General features: G+C 58.5%; 21 protein-coding genes. 10 read left to right on the forward strand and 11 right to left on the reverse strand.

Annotation, left to right across the window (positions count from 1 at the left end; translation table 11 throughout):
* The first annotated feature begins 50 nt into the window (after nucleotides 1–50).
* Nucleotides 51–335: a DUF4242 domain-containing protein gene (locus tag FIV05_RS23335; protein WP_152511149.1), complete on the forward strand. Its 285-nt coding sequence runs from the start codon at nucleotides 51–53 to the stop codon at nucleotides 333–335.
* A 2-nt stretch (nucleotides 336–337) separates the two neighbouring features.
* Nucleotides 338–982, forward strand: coding sequence for a glutathione S-transferase family protein (locus FIV05_RS23340; RefSeq protein WP_152511150.1), 645 nt, complete (start codon nucleotides 338–340; stop codon nucleotides 980–982).
* 27 nt (nucleotides 983–1,009) lie between these two features.
* Here the strand turns inward: FIV05_RS23340 and FIV05_RS23345 are convergent, their stop codons facing one another.
* Both FIV05_RS23345 and FIV05_RS23350 read right to left on the reverse strand, forming a co-directional pair.
* On the reverse strand, nucleotides 1,010–1,525 hold the full coding sequence (locus tag FIV05_RS23345; RefSeq protein WP_023003912.1) for a CreA family protein: 516 nt from the start codon (nucleotides 1,523–1,525) through the stop codon (nucleotides 1,010–1,012).
* 136 nt (nucleotides 1,526–1,661) lie between these two features.
* Nucleotides 1,662–2,912, reverse strand: coding sequence for an MBL fold metallo-hydrolase (locus FIV05_RS23350; RefSeq protein ID WP_209009766.1), 1,251 nt, complete (start codon nucleotides 2,910–2,912; stop codon nucleotides 1,662–1,664).
* 370 nt (nucleotides 2,913–3,282) lie between these two features.
* On the opposite strand from FIV05_RS23350, the gene FIV05_RS23355 reads away from it, so the two are divergent.
* The gene (locus FIV05_RS23355; RefSeq protein ID WP_152511151.1) at nucleotides 3,283–3,783 is read left to right on the forward strand and encodes a MarR family winged helix-turn-helix transcriptional regulator; all 501 of its coding nucleotides are present in this window, start codon (nucleotides 3,283–3,285) and stop codon (nucleotides 3,781–3,783) included.
* Nucleotides 3,784–3,919: 136 nt separating this feature from the next.
* Nucleotides 3,920–5,260 carry a DUF2865 domain-containing protein gene (locus FIV05_RS23360; RefSeq protein WP_152511152.1) on the forward strand — a complete coding sequence of 447 codons (1,341 nt, stop codon included), beginning with the start codon at nucleotides 3,920–3,922 and terminating at the stop codon, nucleotides 5,258–5,260.
* Here FIV05_RS23360 and gltX read toward each other — a convergent pair.
* The 5 genes from gltX to FIV05_RS23385 form a co-directional block, all read right to left on the reverse strand.
* Nucleotides 5,223–6,584: a glutamate--tRNA ligase gene (gene gltX, locus FIV05_RS23365; RefSeq protein WP_152511153.1), complete on the reverse strand. Its 1,362-nt coding sequence runs from the start codon at nucleotides 6,582–6,584 to the stop codon at nucleotides 5,223–5,225. The genes FIV05_RS23360 and gltX overlap by 38 nt on opposite strands.
* 52 nt (nucleotides 6,585–6,636) lie before the next feature.
* Nucleotides 6,637–7,854: an MFS transporter gene (locus FIV05_RS23370; protein WP_075281526.1), complete on the reverse strand. Its 1,218-nt coding sequence runs from the start codon at nucleotides 7,852–7,854 to the stop codon at nucleotides 6,637–6,639.
* A gap of 178 nt (nucleotides 7,855–8,032) precedes the next feature.
* Nucleotides 8,033–9,700, reverse strand: coding sequence for an NAD+ synthase (locus FIV05_RS23375; RefSeq protein WP_152511154.1), 1,668 nt, complete (start codon nucleotides 9,698–9,700; stop codon nucleotides 8,033–8,035).
* A gap of 145 nt (nucleotides 9,701–9,845) precedes the next feature.
* Nucleotides 9,846–10,379, reverse strand: a complete 534-nt coding sequence (locus tag FIV05_RS23380; protein WP_209009767.1) for a response regulator — start codon at nucleotides 10,377–10,379, stop codon at nucleotides 9,846–9,848.
* A 165-nt stretch (nucleotides 10,380–10,544) separates the two neighbouring features.
* Nucleotides 10,545–11,927 (reverse strand): class II 3-deoxy-7-phosphoheptulonate synthase, encoded by a 1,383-nt coding sequence (locus FIV05_RS23385; RefSeq protein ID WP_023003903.1) that lies wholly within the window; start codon nucleotides 11,925–11,927, stop codon nucleotides 10,545–10,547.
* 251 nt (nucleotides 11,928–12,178) lie between these two features.
* On the opposite strand from FIV05_RS23385, the gene FIV05_RS23390 reads away from it, so the two are divergent.
* A complete protein-coding gene (locus FIV05_RS23390; protein ID WP_286202225.1) occupies nucleotides 12,179–12,937 on the forward strand; it encodes a VIT1/CCC1 transporter family protein in 759 nt (252 codons plus the stop codon).
* A 14-nt stretch (nucleotides 12,938–12,951) separates the two neighbouring features.
* On the opposite strand, the gene FIV05_RS23395 is transcribed toward FIV05_RS23390, so the two are convergent.
* Entirely contained in the window at nucleotides 12,952–13,548 is a 597-nt protein-coding gene (locus tag FIV05_RS23395; RefSeq protein ID WP_152511155.1) for a gamma-glutamylcyclotransferase, read from the reverse strand.
* 53 nt (nucleotides 13,549–13,601) lie between these two features.
* Here FIV05_RS23395 and FIV05_RS23400 point away from each other — a divergent pair, with 53 nt between their 5' ends.
* From FIV05_RS23400 to FIV05_RS23410, 3 genes are all read left to right on the forward strand, one after another.
* Entirely contained in the window at nucleotides 13,602–14,795 is a 1,194-nt protein-coding gene (locus FIV05_RS23400; protein WP_152511156.1) for an aminotransferase class V-fold PLP-dependent enzyme, read from the forward strand.
* A 92-nt stretch (nucleotides 14,796–14,887) separates the two neighbouring features.
* Nucleotides 14,888–16,429 (forward strand): diguanylate cyclase, encoded by a 1,542-nt coding sequence (locus FIV05_RS23405; protein ID WP_152511157.1) that lies wholly within the window; start codon nucleotides 14,888–14,890, stop codon nucleotides 16,427–16,429.
* Between the two features lie 196 nt (nucleotides 16,430–16,625).
* On the forward strand, nucleotides 16,626–18,173 hold the full coding sequence (locus FIV05_RS23410) for a diguanylate cyclase (RefSeq protein WP_209009768.1): 1,548 nt from the start codon (nucleotides 16,626–16,628) through the stop codon (nucleotides 18,171–18,173).
* A 58-nt stretch (nucleotides 18,174–18,231) separates the two neighbouring features.
* Here FIV05_RS23410 and gor read toward each other — a convergent pair whose 3' ends face one another.
* The 3 genes from gor to rpiA all read right to left on the reverse strand — a co-directional run bounded on the left by gor (nucleotide 18,232) and on the right by rpiA (nucleotide 21,129).
* Nucleotides 18,232–19,608 (reverse strand): glutathione-disulfide reductase, encoded by a 1,377-nt coding sequence (gene gor / locus FIV05_RS23415; RefSeq protein ID WP_152511158.1) that lies wholly within the window; start codon nucleotides 19,606–19,608, stop codon nucleotides 18,232–18,234.
* A gap of 257 nt (nucleotides 19,609–19,865) precedes the next feature.
* Nucleotides 19,866–20,381 carry a DUF2059 domain-containing protein gene (locus tag FIV05_RS23420; RefSeq protein WP_031270696.1) on the reverse strand — a complete coding sequence of 172 codons (516 nt, stop codon included), beginning with the start codon at nucleotides 20,379–20,381 and terminating at the stop codon, nucleotides 19,866–19,868.
* 55 nt (nucleotides 20,382–20,436) lie between these two features.
* The gene (rpiA, locus tag FIV05_RS23425; RefSeq protein ID WP_152511159.1) at nucleotides 20,437–21,129 is read right to left on the reverse strand and encodes a ribose-5-phosphate isomerase RpiA; all 693 of its coding nucleotides are present in this window, start codon (nucleotides 21,127–21,129) and stop codon (nucleotides 20,437–20,439) included.
* A gap of 353 nt (nucleotides 21,130–21,482) precedes the next feature.
* Here rpiA and FIV05_RS23430 point away from each other — a divergent pair, with 353 nt between their 5' ends.
* Together FIV05_RS23430 and FIV05_RS23435 are read left to right on the forward strand one after the other, a co-directional pair.
* Nucleotides 21,483–23,126, forward strand: coding sequence for a methyl-accepting chemotaxis protein (locus FIV05_RS23430; protein ID WP_209009769.1), 1,644 nt, complete (start codon nucleotides 21,483–21,485; stop codon nucleotides 23,124–23,126).
* A 184-nt stretch (nucleotides 23,127–23,310) separates the two neighbouring features.
* A complete protein-coding gene (locus FIV05_RS23435; protein WP_031270693.1) occupies nucleotides 23,311–23,973 on the forward strand; it encodes an HAD hydrolase-like protein in 663 nt (220 codons plus the stop codon).
* Nucleotides 23,974–23,983: the final 10 nt, after the last annotated feature.

Here is a 23,983-nt window from a genome sequence, read left to right on the forward strand (position 1 = left end):
CACGAGGGAAGAAAAAGTTTCGCCCCATCTTCCACGGAAGGACTACCAGGATGAAGAAGTACGTTATCGAACGCGACATTCCCGGTGCCGGCAACATGAGTACCCAGGATCTCGCAGCAGCCTCACGGAAATCCAATGAAGCACTGGCAGAATTGGCGCCATTCATACAGTGGCAACATTCCTACGTTGCCGGGGACAAGACCTTCTGCATTTATCTGGCAAAGGACGAAACCACGATCCTTGAACACGCCCGTCGCAGCGGTTTTCCAGCCAACAGCATCACCGAAGTGACGTGCGAAATCGATCCGACCACTGAAAACTGTAAAGGGGCGTGAACATGCTCGCTCCCTACACCCTCTTCTGGGAACGTTTGTCCGGCGCCATCGCACCACAAGTCATGCTTGAAGAACTGGATGTCAGTCATTGTCTTGTTCATGTTGACATGACGGCAGGCGATCATCGGCAGGAAGCGTACCGGTCACTAAACCCCGTCATGCGCATTCCAGCGCTCCGGTTGCCGGATGGCAAGGTCATTGGCGAAAGTTCCGCAATAATGCTTGTCCTCGGCGAAGCGCATGCAAGCTCCGACCTTGTCCCCGCGCCGGACGATCCCGACAGGCCGGAGTTTCTGTTCTGGCTGACATCCATGGCCGCGAACGGTTACCCGATTTTTTCGCGCGCCTGGCATCCCGAACAATTCACGACCGATGCCGAGGCCAATGAGAGTGTCCGGCGGCGTGCGGAAAGCCATCTAGCGGAGTTTTTCGCTGTCATGGACGGTGCTATTGCCGGCAGTCCCTATTTCCTGGAACGTGGCTTCACCGCACTGGACATCTATCTGGCGATGCTGAGCGAATGGTCTGCGGACCGTCAGGCCTTGTTTGAGGCCAATCCACACGTCGGTGAGCTTTGCAGGGCTGTTCGGGAAAGACCTGCCTACAGAAAGGTGCTGGAAATGCACACTGCTCCCTTGGCCGCCTGACGCCCGAACAACAAAAACCAGTTGGCCTCAGTCCTGGACGAAATCACCGCATTTCGGAGGCTGCTGATCTCCCCAGGGCATCAACGGCACGGTTGAGGTCGAGTTTTTAGGACTGCCTTCAATCAGCTTGTCGGAATAGACCAGATAGACAAGAACGTTTCGCTTGGCATCGCAGCCACGGACGATCCGCATTTTCTTGAACATGAACGAGCGGCGCTGGCGGAACATTTCCTCGCCCTGTTCGAAGTTCTCTTTGATGGTGACCGGGCCAACCTGACGGCACGCCAACGATACGTCAGAGACTTCTTCCGCAACGCCGAGCCAACCGGAAACGCCACCTTTCTCCGGAACGGTGAAGTGGCAGGAGACACCGTCAACAATCGGGTCGTCTATGGCGTAGGTCGCCAACTTGTGGTCGGGCGTCAGGAACTTCCAGACGGTTGATTTCTTGAAGATCAGATCAGGCTCATCCGCCGCAAGAGCAGCGCCCACGCCTTGCAGCAGCAAAGATGCGCCAAGAGCGGCGGCGACCAGAAAACGCATTAGAAATCCTCCAGATTTTCAACCGCCCAACATGTGGGGATCACGAAAGCGCGATCAAGCGTCAGACGAAAAACAAAGCGCGCGCCCATCAGGCGCGCGCCTCATAACTTCATGTTACCGGGTTTTCGACGCGATGTTAGCGGGCGTCTTCAAGAACCTTGTCCGCGGCCGCCTTATCTTCGGGAGCCGGCGTATCTGACGGCTTTTCGTCCTCGACTATGTCTTCGGCCGATAGATCCATGTCTTCGCCGCCTTCCGGCTGCTCCTCTTCAGAGCCGAGTGCAAGCGAGGCAGCAAAATCGCTGTCCGAGACGAGATCGGATGCTTGTGCTTCTCCGCCATTTGCCGAAGCCTCTTCCGAGACTTCCGCTGCGGGTGCATCGGCGACAGCCATTTCCGCAGCAACCTGCTCCGGTGTCCCCTCACTCAGGCCGGCTGTTCCGTCCAGCGCATCGTAAAGATCGGCAATCCGTTCCCGTGTCCATATCTGGGGCTGGTCGAGGCCAAGAGCTTCGTCATAGGCCCGGGCAACGCTTATGGGCAGATGAAATTCAAAGTCGGCCTTCGAGCCGAAACGGGCAGCAAGTGCGTCACGAACAGCCTGGAAAGTATCCTTCAGACCAAGGCTCTGCTCGACACATGCAGCTGCCGCGTCCCGCAAGGTGACGACGAAATCACGGGTGGTTTCAACAGCCGTTGCCACGGCTTGCGCACCGATGGCGGATTTCCCGCGTCCCGGCATCAGCGCAGTCGGACGGAACGCCGTGATGCGGTCGAGCGCGCGCGGCCAGTCGGCCAGATGGGCATCTCCGCAATAAGGAACAGCGGCTTTCTGAACCAGATCTCCCGCGAAGATCACGCCACTTTGCGGAACCCACACGACCAGATCGCCCATTGTATGGGCGCGGCCCAGATGCATCAGCCGGACGTCCAGCCCGCCCAGGTCGATGGTCATTGAAGATGCAATGGTCATGGACGGCATGCTTACACCGGTGTTGCCGGGTAGTCCGGCGAACAGTGCCGCATCCCGCTCCCGGGCCACACGGATTTCCTCGACGCCGCGCGTTTCCATCATCCGCCTGGTCAGATCGGAAGCAATGACCTCGCCCGGTTCGAATGCCAGGGCACCAAGTGTGTTGTCTGAATGGAAGTGCGTCAGAACGACCTGTTTGATCGGCTTGTCCGTGAGCTCGCGAACCTTCTGCAGAACCTTTTCCGCAAGGGCCGGCGTTGCCTGGGCATCGACAATCAGAACACCTTTTTCGCCGATAACCACACCGGTGTTGGAACAACCATCCGCGCTATAGGCATAACAGCCGCGTCCAAGCTCTTCGAACCGTTCGTTTTCACCCGGAACGGCTTCGGACCTGTTTGTCATCTCTACCATAACGGTCTCGCTTTCCTGCCAGATGTCTGACTGCCTGTTTCGGCCTGCGCGAACTTTGCCGCGCTTTTTCCTGTTGACTGAAGCGTCTCAGTTTCGGTGTCTGATTCGCAATTTTTCACGCGCCAATTCCTTAACTATTCTCTCTTTATCAACAGATAGGTCCGCTCTTTCGCCGTATTTTGACTGCACCTGACAAAGCTCTTCGCCATACTTGCTTTCAATCCTGCTACTTTTTCGTAGCTGCCCGGGGTGTCTTTCCGGTGTTATTCAACCGGATATACTTGCTAGTCACAGAAAATGGCCGGATAACGGCATTGTTCATCTGCCTGCTCAATCAGGCTTAACGAATCTCCAAGGCGTCGACTTATCCATGTCCGATCAGCAAGGGTCCAAATCCACTGTTTCCCCAGGCAAGGTACGTTCCAAACCTGTCCTGAAGCTGAGCGCATTCCTGCCTTACAGGCTCAACCATCTGGCCGAGACCGTCAGCAGGTCCTTTTCCAGGATTTATGCCGACACCTACGGTATCGGGATTCCCGAATGGCGAGTGCTTGCCACTCTTGGCGAATACAAGGCCATGACCGCACGAGATATCAGCCAGGCAACCTCCATGCACAAGACCAAGGTCAGCCGGGCTGTCGCCGCCCTGGAAAAGCGCGACCTTATTGTGCGCGACAAGAACAGGGACGATCAGCGGGAACAGACCCTGTGCCTTTCTGACCAGGGCAATGCCATGTACGAAGAAATTGTCCCTCAAGCCCTCGCCTACAGCAAGAGTCTGGAAGACGCCCTGACAGAGGAACAGAAGTCGGTCCTGGACGAGATTTTCGACCGTCTGCACCAGGCCACCCGATCCGGGGAAAGCGACTGAAAACCTGCGTGGTCCTGCCGCTCCGCCATTAACCTAACGTGAGAGCTTTCATTGCTATTGATAGGTCCAGCAGCGATAGTGCCGAGGTCGGTTGAAGACCGATACGGCGTGGCAAAAACGCTGTAGGGGATGGGTGATGAGACGTAGCTGGTCTGCCGGGTCCAAGGTAATGGCACGCGCTGTCGCGTTTGGTGCCGGACTTGTGCTGTGCGCACATACCGCGAGCGCGGCCACCTGCTCCAGCCTGAAAGCCGAACTGCAGCGGCTGGAATCGCGTTCGACGGCACAGTCTCCCGCAGCCCAGAAATGGACCACCGCCAAGTCCCAGCAGCAAAAGGCCATCAATGCCGCAGAACGGGATGCAAACTACTTCGGCTGCGCTTCAAACGCATCCCCCAAATGCAGCGGTCTCAATGACAAGATCAAGCGCATGAAGGCCAACCTCTCTGCGATTGAACGTCAGCTTGCGAAATCCGGTGGCGGATCGTCGAAGAATGCAAAACGTGTAAGGCAGATCCGGGCCTCGCTGGCAAAACAGAAATGTGATGCCCCGACCCGCGAAGCACGCCAACAAAACGCCAGAGGTGAGGACAAGCCGCAATCTCTTCTGGCCCGCATCTTCAACCCGCAGCCGCGCGTCGAACTTGCCTCCGTAACGACGGGCGACCGAGAAATCGCTTCGGTGCGCCGGCAAGCGCGCAGCGAAACCAAGCGATATTCCCTGCCTTCCGGTGGCGCGTTCCGGACCGTATGTGTCAGAACCTGCGACGGCTATTTCTTCCCCGTGAGTTTTTCGACGGGCAAGAGCCAGTTTGCCAATGACGAAGCAAGATGTTCGGAAATCTGTCCGGCTGCGGAAACCGAACTATACGTCTATCGCAACCCGGGTGGCGACCAGGCCCAGATGATGTCTCTTGCCGGCAACCTCTACTCCGAACAGCCCTTCGCCTATCGCTACAAGAGCGAATTCGTTGAAGGCTGCAGTTGCCGTGCAACCCGGCAATCGAAGGCGCAGTCGGCCTGGACGGATCTCAGCACCGGTTCGGGGAACAGGGTATTCTTCACCGACATCAGCGCCGGCCTTCCCAGGCGGACACTTCAACCGAGCCGCGGTGGAACATACGAACACGAAGAAGACCTTCCCTCTCCGCTGGCCAGAACCCCGCTGACCAGAACGCAGCTTCCGCGCTTTGAAGATCCCGACACGCTCATGAACATGGAAAAGGGCTTCGACGTGTCGGCACGGCTTGATCTCGCCGCGACGCGACTTGAGCGCGACGAGGACAAGGTTGCTTCAAGTTCCGGATTCAAGGACGGTTTCCCGGTCCTGTCGATCCATTCTCCCAAGGATGCAGACGACGAGGAACTGGCGGCTTTTTCACCTGTGTTCAAGGCAGAAGACGACGGTTTTAGCGCAGCGCCGGACCGAAAGGCCCCTGTCAGGGTAGTCGGTCCAGAATATTTTGTCGCCCAATAAGCGGCAGCAAGGCCTTCATGTCCGGACCGTGATCCATCCCGGTCAGCACCCTGCGCAACGGCATGAACAGGCCACGACCCTTACGGCCGGTTTCAGCCTTCAGAGCAGACGTCCACTCTCCCCAGGTCTCCAGCGTGATGTCGCCTTCGGGCAGCAAGGCCTTTGCGCCTGAAACGAATTCCTGGTCTTCGTCCTCGATACGGCTTTCCACGGGCCCCGTGACGACCTGCCAATAGGCACGCGCGTCGTCAACTGTTTCACAGTTGCCACGCACGGTATCCCAAAAATCAGCCCCCCCACTGATGCCCATCGCTGCAAGACGGCTCTCCACCGCCTCGAAGGGCAGATCATGTACGAGGCGCGCGTTGAGGGACTTCAGCTCTTCCGGATCGAACTTTGCGGAGGACCGCGAAACACTGGTCAGGTCGAATTTCTCGATCAGGGCATCCATGGACGCAACCGGCTCGACCGCCTGACTGGTCCCGGTCAAAACGGCCAGGGAAGCGACCGCCATTGGCTCAAGCCCGGCCTCGCGCAGCGAACCTATGGACAATGCCCCCTTGCGCTTCGAAAGGCCTTCGCCATCGATCGTCGTCAGGAGGTTGTGATGACCGAATACCGGCGGCTTTGCCCCCATCGCCTCGAAGATGGCAATCTGGACGCCTGTGTTGGAGACGTGATCTTCGCCGCGGATGATGTGGGTCACATCCATGTCGATGTCATCGACAATTGAGGTGAAGGTGTAGAGGTACGAACCGTCCGCACGGATCAGAACCGGATCGGACATGGAGGCCAGATCGATCGTCTGGTCGCCGCGGCACAGATCCGACCAGGCGACATCCGTGCGTCTGGTTTCAAACGGGTCGCCATCGTGGTTCGGCAGGACAAAGCGCCAATGCGGCTTGCGGCCTTCGGCTTCGAATGCCGCTCGCTCTTCCGCGGTCTGCTTCAGGCCTGCACGGTCGTAGACCGGAGGCCTGCCGAGCGCTCGCTGGCGCGACCGGCGGCGTTCCAGTTCATCCGGCGTTTCGTAACACGGGTAAAGAAGGCCCGCATCTTTCAGCTTCTGCGCCGCTGCATCGTAGTTGGCGATCCGGTCCGACTGCCGCTCCTTCAGGTCCGGCTCGATCCCGAGCCAGTGAAGGTCGGTCTCGATGGAATCGGCATATTCCTGCTTCGAGCGGACGAGGTCCGTGTCATCGAAACGCAGAATGAACCTGCCGCCCATCTTCTTGGCAAAAAGCCAGTTGTAGAGCGCAGGACGGATGTTGCCGATGTGGATGTGGCCGGTCGGCGACGGCGCGAAGCGAACAGTGACGGTCATGGCGATGAGTTAGCCGGGGTTGAACCGGACGGCAACCCCAAACTACCGGACCTTACGAAGAATGTTCGGAAGACCGGTAGGTGCGTGACACGAACCCGAGCACACCGCAGAAAACGAGGCAGTAGCCCCCCATTGCCATGACCTGCAGGTCGAACGAGACGCCTTTGTCGATCAGCCAGCCGACGAGACCCGGACCTGCCGCGGAAGCAAACACCATCACCGAAAACGCCACAGACCGAATGGCCCCCATGTGCCGCGTGCCGTAAACCTCCGGCCAAAGCGCGCCCACCAGCGTGCTGTTGAAACCGTTCGAGATGCCGACAAGAAGCATGAAAACGAAAGCGGCTGCTGGCGCGTGGAAATTGGCGAGCACGAAACAGGCCAGTGTCAGGGGAACAAGGGTGAAAGGCAGCAACTGACGCGCGGAAAACCGGTCGATCAACGGACCTATCACCAGGGAAGCACAGACCACCCCGGATGCCATCAGCAAAAAGGCGCTTGCAAACAGCTCCAGCGTCCACCCCCTCAGTTCCACCAGATAGACCTGGTGGAAGAAGATTGCCGTTCCGATAAAGGCCGGCGCGTTGACACCGCAGTTGACCAGCCAGAAGCGGACATCGCGAAGCGCTTCCCCCCGCGTCCACTGGCGGCCTTCCGGTTTGGCAGAGGCAGTTTCGAGCGCGGAAGGGATGCGGTCCTTTGCCAGGAGCGTCAACAAGACCGGCAAGGCGACAACAGCCAGCACGATGGCCGATACCGTCCAGGCACCGCGCCATCCGAAGGCATTGGCCAGGACGACGAAGCACAGCGGAAACAGGGCTTCTGCCGTCGGAAAACCGAGAACGGCGATCGACACCGCCCGGCCCCGCTGTGCGGTGAACCATCGTCCGGCAGCGGTCACCGACGTGTGGGTCATCATGCCCTGCCCGCACAGCCGGAGGCCATAAAAGGCAAGTCCGACCATCCATACGGAAAACGTGTTGGCCATCGCCAGGCAGAACAGGGCGAGACCTGTCATCACCACCGCTGCGATCTTCTGTACCGGGAAGTGATCAAGGCTGCGACCGACATAAGGCAGGGTCAGTGCGCTGCCGAGGGTCGCCACCATGTAAAGCAGGCCAATATCACCGTGACTGAGACCAAACTCCGCCCTGAGGTCCCCCGCCGAGAGCGAGATGAAAAACGTCTGCCCGAAGCCGGAAAAGACCGCGAGCAGGTAACTGGCGGCAAGCCAGCGGGCGTTTTCACGCAGGAACGAGAAATAGGTCATCGAGGCAAAAGCCCACTTTCAACAAACGACTGACGATCCACAAAACAACCCACCCTACGGAAGCGTGTAGCGCTGTCTCGAAGGATGAGGCGATAGCTTTCTGCCACGCCCGTTCAAATTCAAACGATCAGATTCTGCGAAACATCCGCCAGGCAGACGCCTTTCAAGGCACTGCCCCTCAAGAGCGATCGCGGAACCTGTTGGTGATGGGATATCGCCGGTCCTTGCCGAAGTTGCGCTCGGTGATCTTCACCCCTGGAGGCGCCTGCCGGCGTTTGTATTCGGCAATATAAAGAAGATGTTCGATCCGGTGGATCAGTGCCCGGTCGTGACCGCGTTTTTCAATGTCGCCCACCGACATCTCGTCTTCCACCAGACATTCCAGGATGTCGTCGAGAACATCGTAAGGCGGCAGGGAATCCTGGTCTGTCTGGTTTTCACGCAGTTCGGCAGTCGGCACCTTGGTGATGATATTGGACGGGATAACCTCTCCCCCCGGACCAAGCAGCCCTTCCGGCAAGTTGGCATTGCGCCATGCGGCCAGATGATAGACCTGCGTCTTGTAGAGATCCTTGATCGGATTGTAGCCACCGTTCATGTCGCCATAAAGCGTGGCGTAGCCGACCGACATTTCCGACTTGTTGCCGGTGGTCATGACCATCCGCCCGAACTTGTTGGACACCGCCATCAGGATGACACCACGCGCGCGCGATTGAAGGTTTTCTTCGGTCGTGTCTTCGTTCGTGCCGGCAAACAGATCGCTCAGTGCCGATCTGAAGCCTTCAACCGGTTCGGAAATGGGCACGGTGTCATAGCGGATACCCAGCGCGTTGGCGCAGGCGGCCGCATCGGTGATGCTTTCCTCCGAGGTATAGCGATAGGGCAACATGATCGCATGGACCTTGTCGGCACCGAGCGCATCAACCGCCATTGCCGCGCAGATGGCCGAGTCGATACCACCGGAAAGACCCAGTACGACCCCCGGAAAGCCATTCTTGGTGACGTAGTCTCCAAGGCCCATGACGCAGGCACGCCAATTCGCCTCATCGAGTTCCGGAAGCCTTGCAAAAGTGCCGTTCTCGCAAACCCAGGTCTCGCCCTCGCGCTTCCAGTCACTGATACCGAGAGCTGCTTCAAACTGGGGCATCTGGAATGCCAGCGAGCGATCGGCAAGAAGCGCGAAAGAACCGCCGTCGAAAACAAGCTCGTCCTGCCCGCCAAGCTGGTTGCAGTAGATCAGCGGCAATCCGGTCTGGACCACACGCGAAACAACAACCTGCAGACGGTGCTCCGCCCGGTGTTCCCAGTAGGGAGAGCCATTGGGAACCAGCAACAGCTCCGCGCCGGTTTCCTCCAGACACTCGCAAACCTCGTCGTTCCAGATGTCCTCGCAGATCGGCAAGCCGATGCGCACCCCGCGGAAGTCGACAGGTCCGGGCAACGGGCCGGCAGCAAAAACCCGCTTTTCGTCAAAGACGCTATAGTTTGGCAGGTCGTACTTGTAGCGAACGGCCTTGATCTCACCCTGGTCCAGCAGCAGGGCGGCGTTATAGACTTTGCCTTCCTCGCTACGCCATGGAGACCCCAGCACGATGCCCGGACCGCCATCTGCGGTTTCACCGGCAAGGGTTTCGGCCGCCTCCATGCAGCGCCTGACGAAAGCCGGTTTCAGAACAAGGTCTTCCGGCAAGTACCCGGCGAGCATCAGTTCGGAGGTCAAGACAAGGTCTGCCCCTTGAGATGCGGCTTCCTGACGGGCCTTGCGAACGAGCTCTGCGTTGCCGGCCACATCGCCAACAGTCGGGTTTAGCTGCGCGACAGCCAGTCTGAAACGGTCTGAAATCATCGGAAAATTACCAGGAAGTGACATTGCTTTCTGGTGTAGCCGCTAGATCGGCGAACGTCCAATCTGAATTTGCATACGTCCAGAAGTAGATTTGCCGGCCACCTGTCAAAAGCCCGGTCGTGACGGACCATGCCCGAAGGCAGCGTCAGAGCAAGGCGAGCCCGGCTTGATCGGCTGAAGGTTCCGATACTGCCGTGGACGAGATGTCCGTAACATTCAGTTTGCGCAGCGGCTGCTGATGCCCGGGGCCCAGAAGACCTTTCGAGCGCCCATGCATCTCCTGCCGTTCAAGGATTTCGCCGATGTGACGGTATAATATTGCAGGAGCTATCGGTTTGGCGACGAACCCGTGAATACCGATCTCGATGCCTTCAAGGATTGTCGCGCGCTTGGCATGGGCAGTCACGATCAGAACCGGCGTGGTGCTGATCACAAGGTCCCTGTCGGCACGAAGGATGCGAAGAAATTCATTGCCGCCAAAGGGGCTCATCACCCAGTCGCAAAGCACAATGTCCGGCTTGCGGTCGACGACCATTTCCAGGGCTTCCGCACCATCACTGGCTTCATAGGCCGAACGGATGCCGAAACCCGCCAGCACGGAGCGGAGGATCGAGCGCATATGGGGATTGTCTTCCGCAACCAGGCAGGAAACCTTCGTCAGATCCCACTTATCGCGCACAACTCAAACTCCCCACTACACCCGTTTCCCTGAGAAGAAGGTATGCGCGTCGAGCGTTAAGCGAGGCTTACCTCAGGGCACGTTCATCCGGAAAATTCCGGAAAAAACGCAAAAGGGCGGCAAATGCCGCCCTTTCAGATAACGTAACGGAAGAGGCAATTCTCTTTATGCGCTTGCCGCAAGCGGCTCGACCTGCCGACCGTCGCGTTCCTTCTTCAGGTTTTCCGCGATCAGGAATGCAAGCTCCAGCGCCTGATCCGCATTGAGGCGCGGATCGCAATGGGTGTGGTAACGGTCGCCGAGCTGGTCTTCGGTCAGGGCCCGCGCCCCGCCCGTGCACTCGGTCACATTCCGGCCGGTCATTTCGATGTGAACACCACCGGCATGCGTGCCTTCCGCCCGATGAACCGCAAAGAAGGCTTCAACTTCTTTCAGGATCCGATCGAACGGACGGGTCTTGTAACCGCCAGCGGAAATGGTGTTGCCATGCATCGGATCGCAGGACCAGACAACCGTCTTGCCTTCCCGCTCGACGGCGCGAACGAGCTGCGGCAGGTGGTCGAACACCTTGTCGGCGCCGAAGCGGGCGATCAGCGTCAAGCGGCCCGGTTCGTTTTCCGGGTTCAGGATGTCGATCAACTCCAGCAGGCCATCCGGTGACATGGACGGGCCACACTTGAGGCCGATCGGGTTCTTGATACCGCGGAAGAATTCCACATGGGCATGGTCCGGCTGACGTGTCCGGTCGCCGATCCAGATCATGTGGCCGGAGGTCGCATACCAGTCACCCGAGGTGGAATCGACGCGCGTCAGGGCTTCTTCGTAGCCAAGCAGCAGAGCTTCATGGCTGGTGAAGAAATCGGTCGACCGAAGCTGCGGAACGCTATCGGCGTTGATGCCGCAAGCCTTCATGAAGTTCAGCGACTCCGAAATGCGGTCCGCCAGTTCCTTGTAGCGATGGCCTTGCGGGCTATCGGAAATGAAGCCGAGCATCCAGCGATGAACCTGGTCGAGGTTTGCGAAACCACCCTGCGCGAAAGCGCGCAAAAGGTTCAGCGTGGCTGCCGACTGGCGATAAGCCATGGCCATGCGGCCCGGATCCGGGATACGGCTTTCCGGTGTGAAATTGATGTCGTTGATGATGTCGCCGCGGTAGCTCGGCAGCTCGACGTCACCCTTCTTCTCGAAATTGGAAGAACGCGGCTTGGCGAACTGACCGGCGATCCGGCCGACTTTCACAACCGGCTGGCTGGCGGCATAAGTCAGCACGACGGCCATTTGCAGGAAGACGCGGAAGAAATCACGGATGTGGTCGGGGTGATGCTCGGCAAAGCTTTCGGCGCAGTCACCGCCCTGGAGCAGAAAACCGTTGCCCTGCGCGACATTTGCCAGCTGGCTTTTCAGCGCACGTGCCTCACCTGCAAAAACCAGCGGCGGATAAGTCGACAGGCGCTGTTCAACATCCGCCAAAGCCTCTTGATCCGGGTATTCCGGAACCTGCAAGATCGGCTTCGATCTCCAGCTGTCCGGGCTCCACTTCTCCGCCATACTTCCTACTCCTCACTGGACCCGCAGGTTCGTTTCACACCCTAGATCACGCGGTCCGCGACATTTTCGTTCGTTTGGGCCTGCCAATTGAAGGCAAACGTGCGGCCTTATACACTTCATGGGCCGCCAAGGCCACAGGGCAATCCCCCAAAATATACCCTGTTTCAAGGATCATTTTCGCCACTTCTGCGTAGACACGAAATCCTCGCCTTTGAGGCGGATCATTGCGGGTGGTGATCCAGGGATGCATCGTGCGTGAAACCACACAGGATGACCTCATGCCGACACCTCGTCTGGAGCACAGCCACAGGCCCGATGACATCGCGAACCGGCTCGCTTCCGGACCGGACGCAAGCTACCTGAGAGACTGGGTCTACGGCGGCATAGACGGCGCCGTCACCACCTTTGCCATTGTTGCAGGGTCCGTCGGCGCGGATCTTTCTCCGACGATTATCCTCATCCTGGGAGCTGCCAACCTGTTTGCCGACGGATTTTCCATGGCGGCAGCCAACTACACCGGTTCCAAATCCGAAATCGAAGATTACGCGCGCCTCAAGGCGGTCGAGGAAAAGCACATCGCCGTGGCACCAGATGGCGAACGGGAGGAAATCCGGCAGATTTTCCGCGCCAAGGGTTATGACGAACCAGACCTGGAAACTCTGGTCGAGCTGGTTTCCTCCAACAAATCCATCTGGATAGAAACCATGATGCAGGCCGAATACGGTCTGTCGAACACGGCGCGATCGCCAATGAAGGCAGCGCTTTACACCTTCGCCGCCTTCGTTCTGTTCGGCTCGATCCCACTGCTGCCGTTCGTCATTCCGGTGCCAGCCAGTGCAGAAACCGCGACAATCCTCACGATACTCGCCTTTTTCACCATCGGCTCCCTGAGGGCGCGCTGGTCGCAGCGGCATTGGTTTTCCTGCGGGCTGGAAACAAGCGCAATCGGCACCCTGGCCGCGGGCATTGCCTTTGCGGTCGGATACGGCCTGCAAACGCTGCTCGGCTGACGGTTCGATAATGCCTAGGTGGCCGGGGAAAGAAAGTTGACCCCGAGGTCTTTCAGCTTGCTGTCGATCAGCTTCGCCACTTCCGGATCGAGCACAATCTTGCGCGGATAGAGCGGATTTGCCCGGTCCGGCAGTACAGGCACATGCCAGCCGTCAGTCGTTTCCAGAAAATGGTCGATCCCTGCTTCGCCCCAGAAACGGTGGAACCCGGCCAGAACGCAATCCAGGTAACTTTGCAGGATCGGATGTTTGTCCGTGCCCCAGCGGCAATGTTCTGGCGCCGCTCTGAATAGAAACAGTTCGTCGGGCCCCGGCCGCATTGACGCGTCGCAACGAAATGCGCCGCCGACAGCTTCGACCTTCAGGTATCGTTTCTCGCGCAGTTCCAGCTCGGCAAGGCGGGTCTTGGGTTCACGCGCCATCACCCCCATGATGCGTGATCCTTCCTTTTCGCGTACAGTCAGGGCGCAGCGCCCCTGTCCGTCCGGGCTCTCGCCGCACACCTTCCATTCCCGCACCCAACCGTGAAGGGTTCCGGGCGTCACTTCAACGCCAGCAGGAATAGTGTCAATATTGACTAGGGAACCATAACCAAAATATGTGATCGTCATCTGGTGCTTGTCTAGTGCTTGTATGTTTTTCTTAGATTGTTTCCGAGGGTATCATGATCGTTCCGTCTCTTACCCAGCAGGATATCGACCTCATGAGGGACGATACTCCGGGTGTACGTCAGCTCATTCACTTTAACAATGCGGGAACGGGGCTGGCCCCTACGCCTGTTCTTGAAGCAGTTAAACAGCATCTCGATCTTGAAGCGACCCTCGGCGGATATGAAGCCGCGGCGGCTGCCAAGACCGCAATGGACACCTTTTATACGTCTCTGGCAGCCTTGATCGGCAGCAAACCGCAGGAAATCGCCTATATCGAAAATGCCACCCGGGCCTGGGACATGGCTTTTTACGGCATCGACTTCCGCGAAGGAGACCGGGTTGTCACCGGCCGTGCCGAATATGTCTCCAACTACGTTGCCCTGCTGCAGATGAAACGCCGCAAGGGGATCGAGATCGATATTGTCGAGGACGATGAATTCGGCCAGATCGACCTGAAGGCCCTGAGGGCTGCGATTGGCCCGAAGACGCGGCTCATCGCCCTAACGCACGTCCCGACCTTTTCCGGACTGATCAATCCTGCTGAAGAGGTTGGAGAGATCGCGCAGCAAACGGGGGTTCTCTACCTCCTCGACGCGTGTCAGTCCGCAGGGCAGATCCCGCTGAACGTCGACGAGATCGGCTGCCATATCCTGTCCGGCACCGGGCGCAAATATCTGCGCGGTCCGCGCGGCACCGGATTTCTCTATATCAGTGACGCCGTCCTTGACCAGGTGGAACCGCCGTTTGTCGATCTTCAGGCAACGGAGTGGATCGACGAGGATCGTTATGAACTTGTTCCCCACGCACGCCGTTTCGAAACCTGGGAACGCTATGTCGCGGGGCAGATCGGCCTGGGTGTTGCCGTCAGCTATGCCATCGGCTTCGGCATGGAGCGGATCGGCAACAGGATCTGCGGGCTTGGCGCTCAGCTCCGGTCTGAGCTATCTGCACTTCCCGAGGTAACCCTTCACGACAAGGGCCAGCGCAAGGGCGGCATCGTCACGTTCTCGCTGGCCGGTGAAAGCCCGGCACAGACCAAGCTTCGGCTCGGGCAAGCCGGTATCAACGTTTCGGTCAGCCAGGCCAGCTCAGCTCGGATCGACTTGCCGCTCCGGGGTCTTGATGCCGTGGTGCGGGCGTCGGTTCATGCGTTCAATTGCGAAGAGGAAATTGAACGCTTTGTTAAGTGTCTCGGTAGTTTTCGCTAGGTGAGCCCCCAGGAAAAGCGCCTCCCCCACCCGGTGTTAAAGTTCTTCGGCTAAACAGCTGTCGCATCCGGATAAGAGGGGATGGCGGTTTCTTGTTCCGTTTGAAGAAAAAGACATCTGAAGCAACACACCCAGGACTGGAGGCTCCCGAAGCCGGCCGGCGGATCACTGTGTGGATCTACAGCCTTGCCGCGCTCGTGATTTTCCTGTCGACCGCTTCCCTCACCTTCATTGCCCACATGGCCTGGGGCGAGGCCGACAGGCGCGCCCTTGAAGCCGAGCAGATGCGCCTGACCAACACCTTGAAGGACATCCACCGCCAGGTCGCCCGCGACCAGGTGACGATGGCTCAGTGGGACGATACCTTCAACGCCCTTCAGGCCCCTCTGGACCGCGAGTTCATCGAAGACGAACTGATCGGCGACCTTTGGGAAGATTTCAACCTCGACCGGACTTTCGTCGTGATGCCGGACGGGACCTTGATCGCGCAGGCAATCAGGGACGATGTCCTGATTGAAAATCGGCAATTGCCGGCCGAAAATCTTGTTCGGAAGCTTGCCGAACAGACGGCTGCGGCTTTCAGGAAGCGGCAGGACGGTTCCAACTCGGTTTTCGCCGAATGGTACATGCCGCAGTCCGCGTTGCTGGAAACGTCTCAATCCGCCTTTGCCCTGATCGACGGATCCCGAGCATTCCTCAGCGCCATACCGGTTCTACCCGATGAAGGTCATGTCCGGCTGGAGGGCGACTATCCGGCAATCCTGGTCAATGCCGTCTACATAGATCAGGACTGGCTGACCGGACTGAACGAACAACTCGGCTACAGGGATTTCCGGTTTTTTCCCGGTGAACCTGAACGCAAGCACCCAACGAATTACCTTGTGCAGGCGGCAGACGGGTCCACATTCGGCTATTTCAGATGGGACCATTCCAAACCCGGTCGCGAAATCTGGATCATGGCCCTGCCGCTGATCGTCCTGTTGGCATCCATCATCGCAATCGTCGCCTTCGCGCTTGCAACGAAGATCAGCCGTTTGTCGGCCTCGCTTGAAGAAAGCGAACGGAAGAACCGCCACTTTGCGCGACACGACGCTCTGACAGGACTGCCGAACCGGCATCATTTTTCCGACTGCCTCGCTTTCTCGCTGGAAGGCCTGCCGGATCGTGGATTTGCGATATTTGCCTGTGATCTCGACCGCTTCAAACCGGTGAACGACACATACGGGCATGAAGCCGGTGACCGGGTCATCTGTACTGTTGCCGACCGAATGCGGCTTCTGGTCGGCAAGGATGGTGTCGTCAGCCGGATTGGAGGAGACGAATTCATTGTCCTCTTCACCAAGCATACAGACAGGGACAGGCTTGCAGCACTGGCCGACGAAATCCGCCGGTCGATTGCCGAGCCGATAGACATTGGTGAGGGGCAGCAGGTCGACATCGGTGTCAGCATCGGCATTGCCAGCGCGCCAGAGTCCGGCACGAGTGAGAAAGACCTGATCCGCATGGCCGACATGGCGCTTTACCGGGCGAAGGACAAAGGCCGAAATGCCTATGAATTTGCAGGCCCGCACAGTCTCGAGGCTGCCAAGGCCCGCAAGCAGATGGACCTGCAAGCATTTCCGGCTTCGCGCTAACGCGCACTGCCGGAAGCATCAAATTACATTGTCATTAATACTATAAAACACGGAGTCCATCGTGAATATACCTCACTAAAACTCTCAAGTTTTTTAATACTCCCACCTCCTGTTAAGGTATTCGTTGATACAATCACTTTACTCTTTAGTGGCAAGAATTCAGAATAACAGGAAGAGACCCAATCGGGATCGCAACTTGACCGAGTTTCGGCGTAGATATAGCGACCAAGCCGCGAAAATTCCCCGGCAGCATATTTCCCGGCTGGCGTTCCTGCTTGCCGGATTGCTGATTGCCGTGACGTCCGTTTCGTTGCTGTTCGTCGGTTTCGTTGCCTCTCAAGCTTCCCGGCAGCAGGCCATCGCCAACGAGGAACGCCTGTTCCAGAGCACGCTTGCAGATCACCTTCGCACCATCGTTCGCGAGCAGATCGGCATCGCGTCGTCGGACCAGTCGGTGCTCAAGCTGGTGCGCAATTTCGATCCCGACTACGTTCGAAGCAGCTTCGACACCCTCTGGTCAACCTATCGCCACAGCAAGGTAATGCTGATTTCCGGAAACGGAGACGTTCTGGCTGAATCCTTCGCCGATTATACTCATATCATCCGGCGTCCCGTCTCCGAAACGCCGGAGCTTGAAATTGTTCATGAAAAACTGAAGGCGCTTTACCTGCAAAACCGCGTGCGGGTGCCTGGCGGTTTCGGTCACAAGTCCCTGCAAGGAGCAGATCCCGGGGAATATGCTGTCATGGGTTTTGTCCATATCGACGGCAAGCCGGCCATTTTTGGCGCGATGCCGATCATTCCGGACGACTATCAAGAGACCTTGCCCGACGGACCTCCCACCGTGCTGCTGTCAGCCCATTATGTTGACGCCTACCTGCTCGGCCAGCTCAACGCGCAGCTGAATTTCGCCAATTTCGGTTTTGAGGAAAATGCAGGCGTGCCCGGCAAAGGGCCGCGCCATCTTGTCAAGGATCAGAATGACGACCCGCTCGGAACCTTTCGCTGGGACAGCCAGACCGTCGGCGAATCCATCTGGCCAACCATCGTCCCTGTCATCGTGGTGCTGAGTGTCGCCCTTGGCGCCCTCGCCTTCGGCATTGCCTGGCGGATCGGCCAGCTGACCACATCGCTTCAGGCCAGCGAACACCAGAACAGGTACCTGGCTCTGCACGATACGTTAACGGGGCTCGCTAACCGCCTGCAGTTCAACCGTGTCCTGGAATCCTCGGTCAAAACCCTGCCGGACAAGCCCTTTGCCGTCATTCACTGCGATCTGGACAAGTTCAAGGCGGTGAACGACACCTTCGGACATGCCGCGGGCGATATCGTCATCAAGACCATGGCGGAGCGCCTGAGCAAAGCAGTCGGCAAACCCGGTCTGGTCTGCCGTATCGGCGGCGACGAATTCATGGTGATCTATCGTGGAAGTGTTGTGCGGGAAACCTTGAGCACGCTTTGCCGGGCCCTTGTTGCTGCCGGCGAATTGCCCGTACCGATCTCAAGTGGCGATATTGCGCAGATCGGCCTTAGTGTCGGCATCGCGATCGCCCCGGAGGACGGAACAACTTCCGAACAACTCGTCACCCGTTCGGACGCCGCGCTATACCAGTCGAAGAAACTCGGCAGGGGCCGGTATTCCTTCTACTGCGATTCACTCGATCTGGAAGTTGGACCGGACGGCGTGTTGACTGACCCTGAAGACGAGCTGCTGCGCCGGACAGCGTCGGGACCTGCAGAATGAAGCCGCTGCGGGACAAGTTGCCCCGCAGCGGCTCCTGACTTTCTGAATTGCAGCCGAACTACCCGCGCAGACGCTCTGTCGGCTCACGCATCGTGACGAGTTCTTCCGCAGCTGTCGGATGAACGGCGATCGTCCTGTCGAAGTCGGCCTTGGTCGCGCCCATCTGCAAGGTGATGCCGAGGATCTGAGCCAGTTCGCCGGCGTCCGGTCCCATGATGTGGACACCGAGCACTTTCTGCGTGTCTGCATCGACGATCATTTTCATGAGCATCTTTTCATCGCGGCCCGACAAGGTGTGTTTCATCGGACGGAAGCTGGACTTGTAGATATCAAGATTGGGCGTCCGCTGCAGTGCTTCTTCCTGTGTAAGTCCGACTGTGCCCATTTCCGGCTGCGAGAACACGGCGGTGGCGATCAGGCTGTGGTCGACCGTCCAGGGCTTGTTGCCGAAGACCGTGTCTGCAAAGGCATGTCCTTCCCGGATCGCAACCGGCGTCAGGTTGGCCCGGTTGGTGACGTCGCCAACGGCATAGATGGATGCCACATTGGTGCGGGAGTCCGCACCAACCTTGATCGCACCCGCTTCATCCATCTCGACACCGACCTTCTCAAGACCGAGGTCACGGGTATGCGGGTTGCGGCCGATGGCGAACATGATCTGACCTGCTTCCAGCGCCAGCCCACCCTTGGTGTGGCCTGTCAGAGTGCCGTCTGCCGCCTTCTCGATTCTGGAGAAGGTGTCGTTGAGCACCACCTTGATGCCCTTCTTCTCCATTTCCTGGCGAACCGCGGTCCGAAGCTCTCCGTCGAAGCCGCGCAGAATTTCCTCTCCGCGATAGATCAGCGTCGTATCGACCCCCAGGCCGTTGAAGATACCGGCAAACTCGACCGCGATGTAACCACCACCGGCAACCACGATCTTGCTCGGCAGTTCAGCAAGGTGAAAGGCTTCGTTCGAGGTGATGACATGCTCACCGCCCGGCAGACCTTCGTCCACGTTCGGAGACGCGCCGACGGCCACAAGAATGTATTTCGCGCTCAAGGTCTGACCGGTGGACAGTAGGCGGACTGTATGGGCATCTTCGATCACCGCGCGGCTGTCGTGGACTTCCACGTCGGTCCGCTCGAGATTGCGCCGGTAGATGCCTTCAAGGCGCGTGATTTCCTGATCCTTTGCCGCGACAAGCTTGTCCCACGAGAAGGCGCGTTCACCGACCGTCCAGCCAAAGCCTTCCGCATCTTCGAATTCTTCGGAAAACTTCGAGGCATAGACAAACAGCTTCTTGGGCACGCAGCCGCGAATGACGCAGGTACCGCCGTAACGGTACTCCTCGGCGATACCGACCCGGGCGCCGTGTGTCGCGGCAATTCTGGCAGCGCGTACGCCGCCGGAGCCGCCGCCAATAACAAAGAGATCGTAATCGTAGTCGGTCATCAGTGCCTCATCGTGATCAAAAGTCCGCCGGCTGCCATCCGGCAGAGCCTTGCCAGCCCCGCAGATAGGCAACCGAAGCTGCGGTACAAGTCCGGATGCCCGGTAGGGCCAGGCCATCAGGGACAGCCAAAACGGGCCATTTTCAAAAGAATTGGGCCGCTTGCGCGGCCCGAAAGCCGGACATGACCCCGGCCTCACTTATTCGTGTGAAAGGCGTGTTCCCTGCCATCGGCATGGCCGACGCGGGAGCCCTGCCCTTACTGAGCTGCGTTCAGCTTGGCCAGTTCTTCCTGAACCATGGTCACCATTTCGGTGGAAACCTTGTCCTGCCATTCACGGGCAGCACCAACGGAATACTGCGTGATGGTCGGGATCTTTTCGGTCAGCTTCTGGCCAAGTTCCGTGCTGTAGAATTCAGCCAGCTGGTTCAGCTCTTCTTCGGTGAAGGCGTCTGCCCAGGCCTTGTAAACCAGATTGTTGAGCTCGGTCCGCTTCGGCGCCAGCGTCAGCGCGACATTCTGAACGACTTCGGCGATTTCTTCCGCACGGGTCGGGTCGGACTGAATGAAAGCCGTCCGGGTCTGTTCAGCAAGGATCGGAAGAATATCGTCAAATGGTTCCAGAACCTTGGTAACAACGGCAACCTGCTTGGCTGCGGCAAGGTGGCTTTCAGAAACGGCATCCTGTGCGGCTGCGCCCGAGGCGACAAAACCAGCGGCCATCATGGCTGCGCCCAATACAGCTGCCCGCGGGAAAGATTTGATAAGCTTCATTTTTCTACTCCTAGGCGGCTTTCATCTTTAGTCTGGAAAGCCAAATCCACACCACTTAGATGGGCAAGACGGTCTTTACCCCATCTGTGCCGGCCACGTAAGCTTTTGTTGCAAGTTCAATGAAGAGGCCGTGTTCGACAACCCCCGGAATGGCAACCAGCCGGTCGCCCAGGGTCTGGACCTCGGGTATGCTTTCAAGCTGCGCATCCAGGATGAAGTGACCTCCATCCGTGACGAAAGGCTGAGCCGATCCGCCGCGCAAAGACATGTTCAACGGCAGTCCAAGATCCCCAAACACTTTCAGGATCGCGCGCCGCGTTGCTTCCAGACCGAAAGGTACGACTTCGATCGGCAGGGGAAAGCGGCCAAGCGTCGCAACTTCCTTGCTGCCGTCTGCAATGACGATCATGCTGGCCGAGGCTGATGCCACGATCTTCTCGCGCAGCAAGGCTCCTCCACCGCCCTTGATGAGCGACAGATGGGGGTCCAGTTCATCGGCTCCGTCGACGGTCAGATCAAGTTCCGGCAATTCATCAAGCGTGGTCAGGCGAATGCCGAGGCTCGACGCCAGTTCCCGCGTGCGCTCCGAAGTCGGCACACCGATAACGTCCAGGCCATCCTGTACCCGACGGGCAAGTGCATGGACGAAGAATTCCGCGGTCGAACCGGTCCCAATTCCAAGACGCATTCCGGATGTGACATCGTCGGCAGCGCGCTCCGCCGCCAGTTTCTTGTACTGGTCGCTCATTTACCGTTCCTAGGGCCAACCTGTCGGCGGAGAAGACCAAGCAATCATCTCCATCCGGCCGCCGGGTGCTTAACATGGCCGGCGTCCGCCGGTCCAGTGACATTCCCCCTCTTCAACGGGGAAACACCGCCATAGCGCCCATATCCGCGGTTTATTAACCATCATTTCAGACCAACAATAGATAATGCTTTCAATTGTCTAGGGTTTGGAAAGCACAGAATCAAATGAACATTCTTCGACTTAGACCAAGGCAGAAAGACGAATACAATAATTTAAACAACAAGATACCTGCCCCTGAGGAAACTGACAATACTTCCGGAAACCTGCCGGAAGCGCAGCTGGCGGCCAGCCAGATGAGCTTCGTACTGGACAGCCTGGAAGACGATCTGCAAGTCGCGGCCAAGACCATCAACGCCGCGGCCGAGAAGGTGCAGGACCGGCTCGTCAGTCAGATGGACAAGCTGGAGACCATCCGCAGCGACAGTCAGTCGCTTGCGGACCAATCGGCCGTTGCCAACGAGAACGCTTCAGGACTGGCCACGTCCATTCAGGATCTCACCACCTCCAGCAGCGAAATCGGACAGCAGGTCGGTGTGTCCAACCAGTTGGCGCAAGAGGCGCGAGACGTCGCAGCCCAGGTCAACCAGGGTGTTCTGGAGCTCAAGAACGCGATCGATGACATTGCCAATGTCGTCAGCCTGATTTCGGACATTGCCAAGCAAACCAACCTGCTGGCCCTGAACGCCACTATCGAGGCTGCCCGCGCAGGTGAAGCCGGCCGTGGCTTTTCCGTTGTCGCGAGCGAGGTGAAGGCGCTGTCGGTGGAAACCCAGTCGGCAACGGAACAGATCGTCGCCAACATCGACCGCCTCAACCAGTCAGCGGAACTCAGCCTCGGCTCGGTCAACCAGATCATCGATGTTATCGGCAGGATACGGCCCAGCTTTGCCGCGGTCGAAGATGCGGTTCAGACCCAGGTTGAGACAACGAACCGGATCGGTGACCAGGCGCAGCAGACGGCGGACTTCGTTCAGGAAGTGCTGCGCACCGCGCAGACGATTACGGAGTCTGCGGCGGCGGCTGAAGAAGGTGGCATGCTGGCGCGCGAAACCGGTGCGGAAATGAGCACGGCTTCCAAGGCGCTGCAGTCCCGCTTCACCATGATGATCCGGCAGACCGAAATCGGCGATCGTCGTCAGCACGACCGATTGCCGATCAAGATTTCCGGTTCGGTGACGGCTGGCGGAACATCCGCACAGATCGAGACCCACGACATTTCGGAAGGCGGCACGCTGTTCCGGCCCGAAGCTGGCTCCAACCTGAAACAAGGCACGAATGCCCGTCTTGATCTCGCCGGGATCGGCCAGGTGGATGTGCGCGTCGTCGCCGTTTCCGAACATGGTTGCCATGGTTGCTTCGTCAACAAGGATGCCGGGTTCCAGGTGGCCCTGGAGCGCAAGATCGCATCCATTCATGAAAGCCACGCTGCCGAAGTGGAACGCGTGCAAACCGGGGCTTCACGCATTTCCAACGCGATGGAAGATCTCATCGCGCAGCGCCAGCTGACCATGGATGACCTGTTCGATACCAATTACCAGCACATAGCCGGTACCAACCCGCCGCAAGTGTCGACGCGCGCGTTGGCTCATCTGGAAAAGATCCTGCCAACGATCCAGGAAGAAATCCTCGGCAAATGCAAGGGTATGGCCTTTTGCGCCTCGGTCGATCGCAACGGCTATCTGCCGGTACACAATCTGATCTACTCGAAACCGCAAAAACCGGATGATGTGGCCTGGAACACGGCCAACTGCCGCAACAAGCGCATCTTCGATGACCGGGCCGGCCTCAGCGCGGCGCGCAACACGCGCCCCTTCCTGATCCAGTCCTATGCCCGGGACATGGGCGGCGGCAATATCGTCTGGATGAAGGAAATCGACGCGCCGATCATCGTTCAGGGCCGTCACTGGGGTGGTTTCCGGACCGCTTACAAACTCTAGAACAAACCGGCGGAACCGATCCCCACTTGCGGCGGAGCGGCTATGCGGCTAGGCATTGAAGGTGGCCTGCGTTCGGGTGAATGCAGGCCTTTCCCACATTCCGGGGCCGGTTTACCTGCCCGCAATCATGCCTTTCAGCATGGATGCGTTCTTGCCGTCCCGCTCCTGCATTTCAGAGGGTCTCATGTCCGTTCTGGTTTTCGATCTGGATGGCACGCTGGTGTCGTCCATGGAAGATCTCGTCGCCACCTTGAACGTCGTCATGACCTCAGCAGGGCATTCGGCCATTCCCCAGGACAACGTCGCCAACATGGTCGGCCTGGGTGCAAAGGTGCTGATCCAGCGCGGTCTGGAATTCAATGGCATTTCCTGGACCGATGAAACCGTGGCGCCGCTCTATGTGCATTTTCTGGAGCATTATGCCGCCAATATCGCGGTTCACACCAAACCGTTCGACGGCGTTGTCGCGGCGCTGGAAAACTTCCGAAAAGACGGATGGAAACTGGCGGTCTGCACCAACAAGGCCGAGCGGCTGACGCATCCGCTGTTGGCTACACTCGATCTCGCCAGGCATTTCGACGCCGTCGTCGGCGGCGATACGTTTTCCGTGGCAAAGCCGCATGCCGAACCCGTGCATGGTGCCATCCACCGGGCGGGTGGAGAAATCGGCGGCTCCATCATGATCGGAGACAGTGGCACCGACATCGATGCCGCCCGTAACGCCGGCATTCCGGTCATCGCGGTCGATTTCGGATACACGGTCGTGCCGGTCCGGGACCTTTCCCCGGACCGGGTCATCTCGCACTTCGACGAACTGGCTGGTGCCGTCGCTTCGCTCAAGTCCTGAGGCAAGTTCT

Source organism: Labrenzia sp. THAF191a, from assembly GCF_009363335.1.
GTDB classification, from domain to species: domain Bacteria; phylum Pseudomonadota; class Alphaproteobacteria; order Rhizobiales; family Stappiaceae; genus Roseibium; species Roseibium algicola.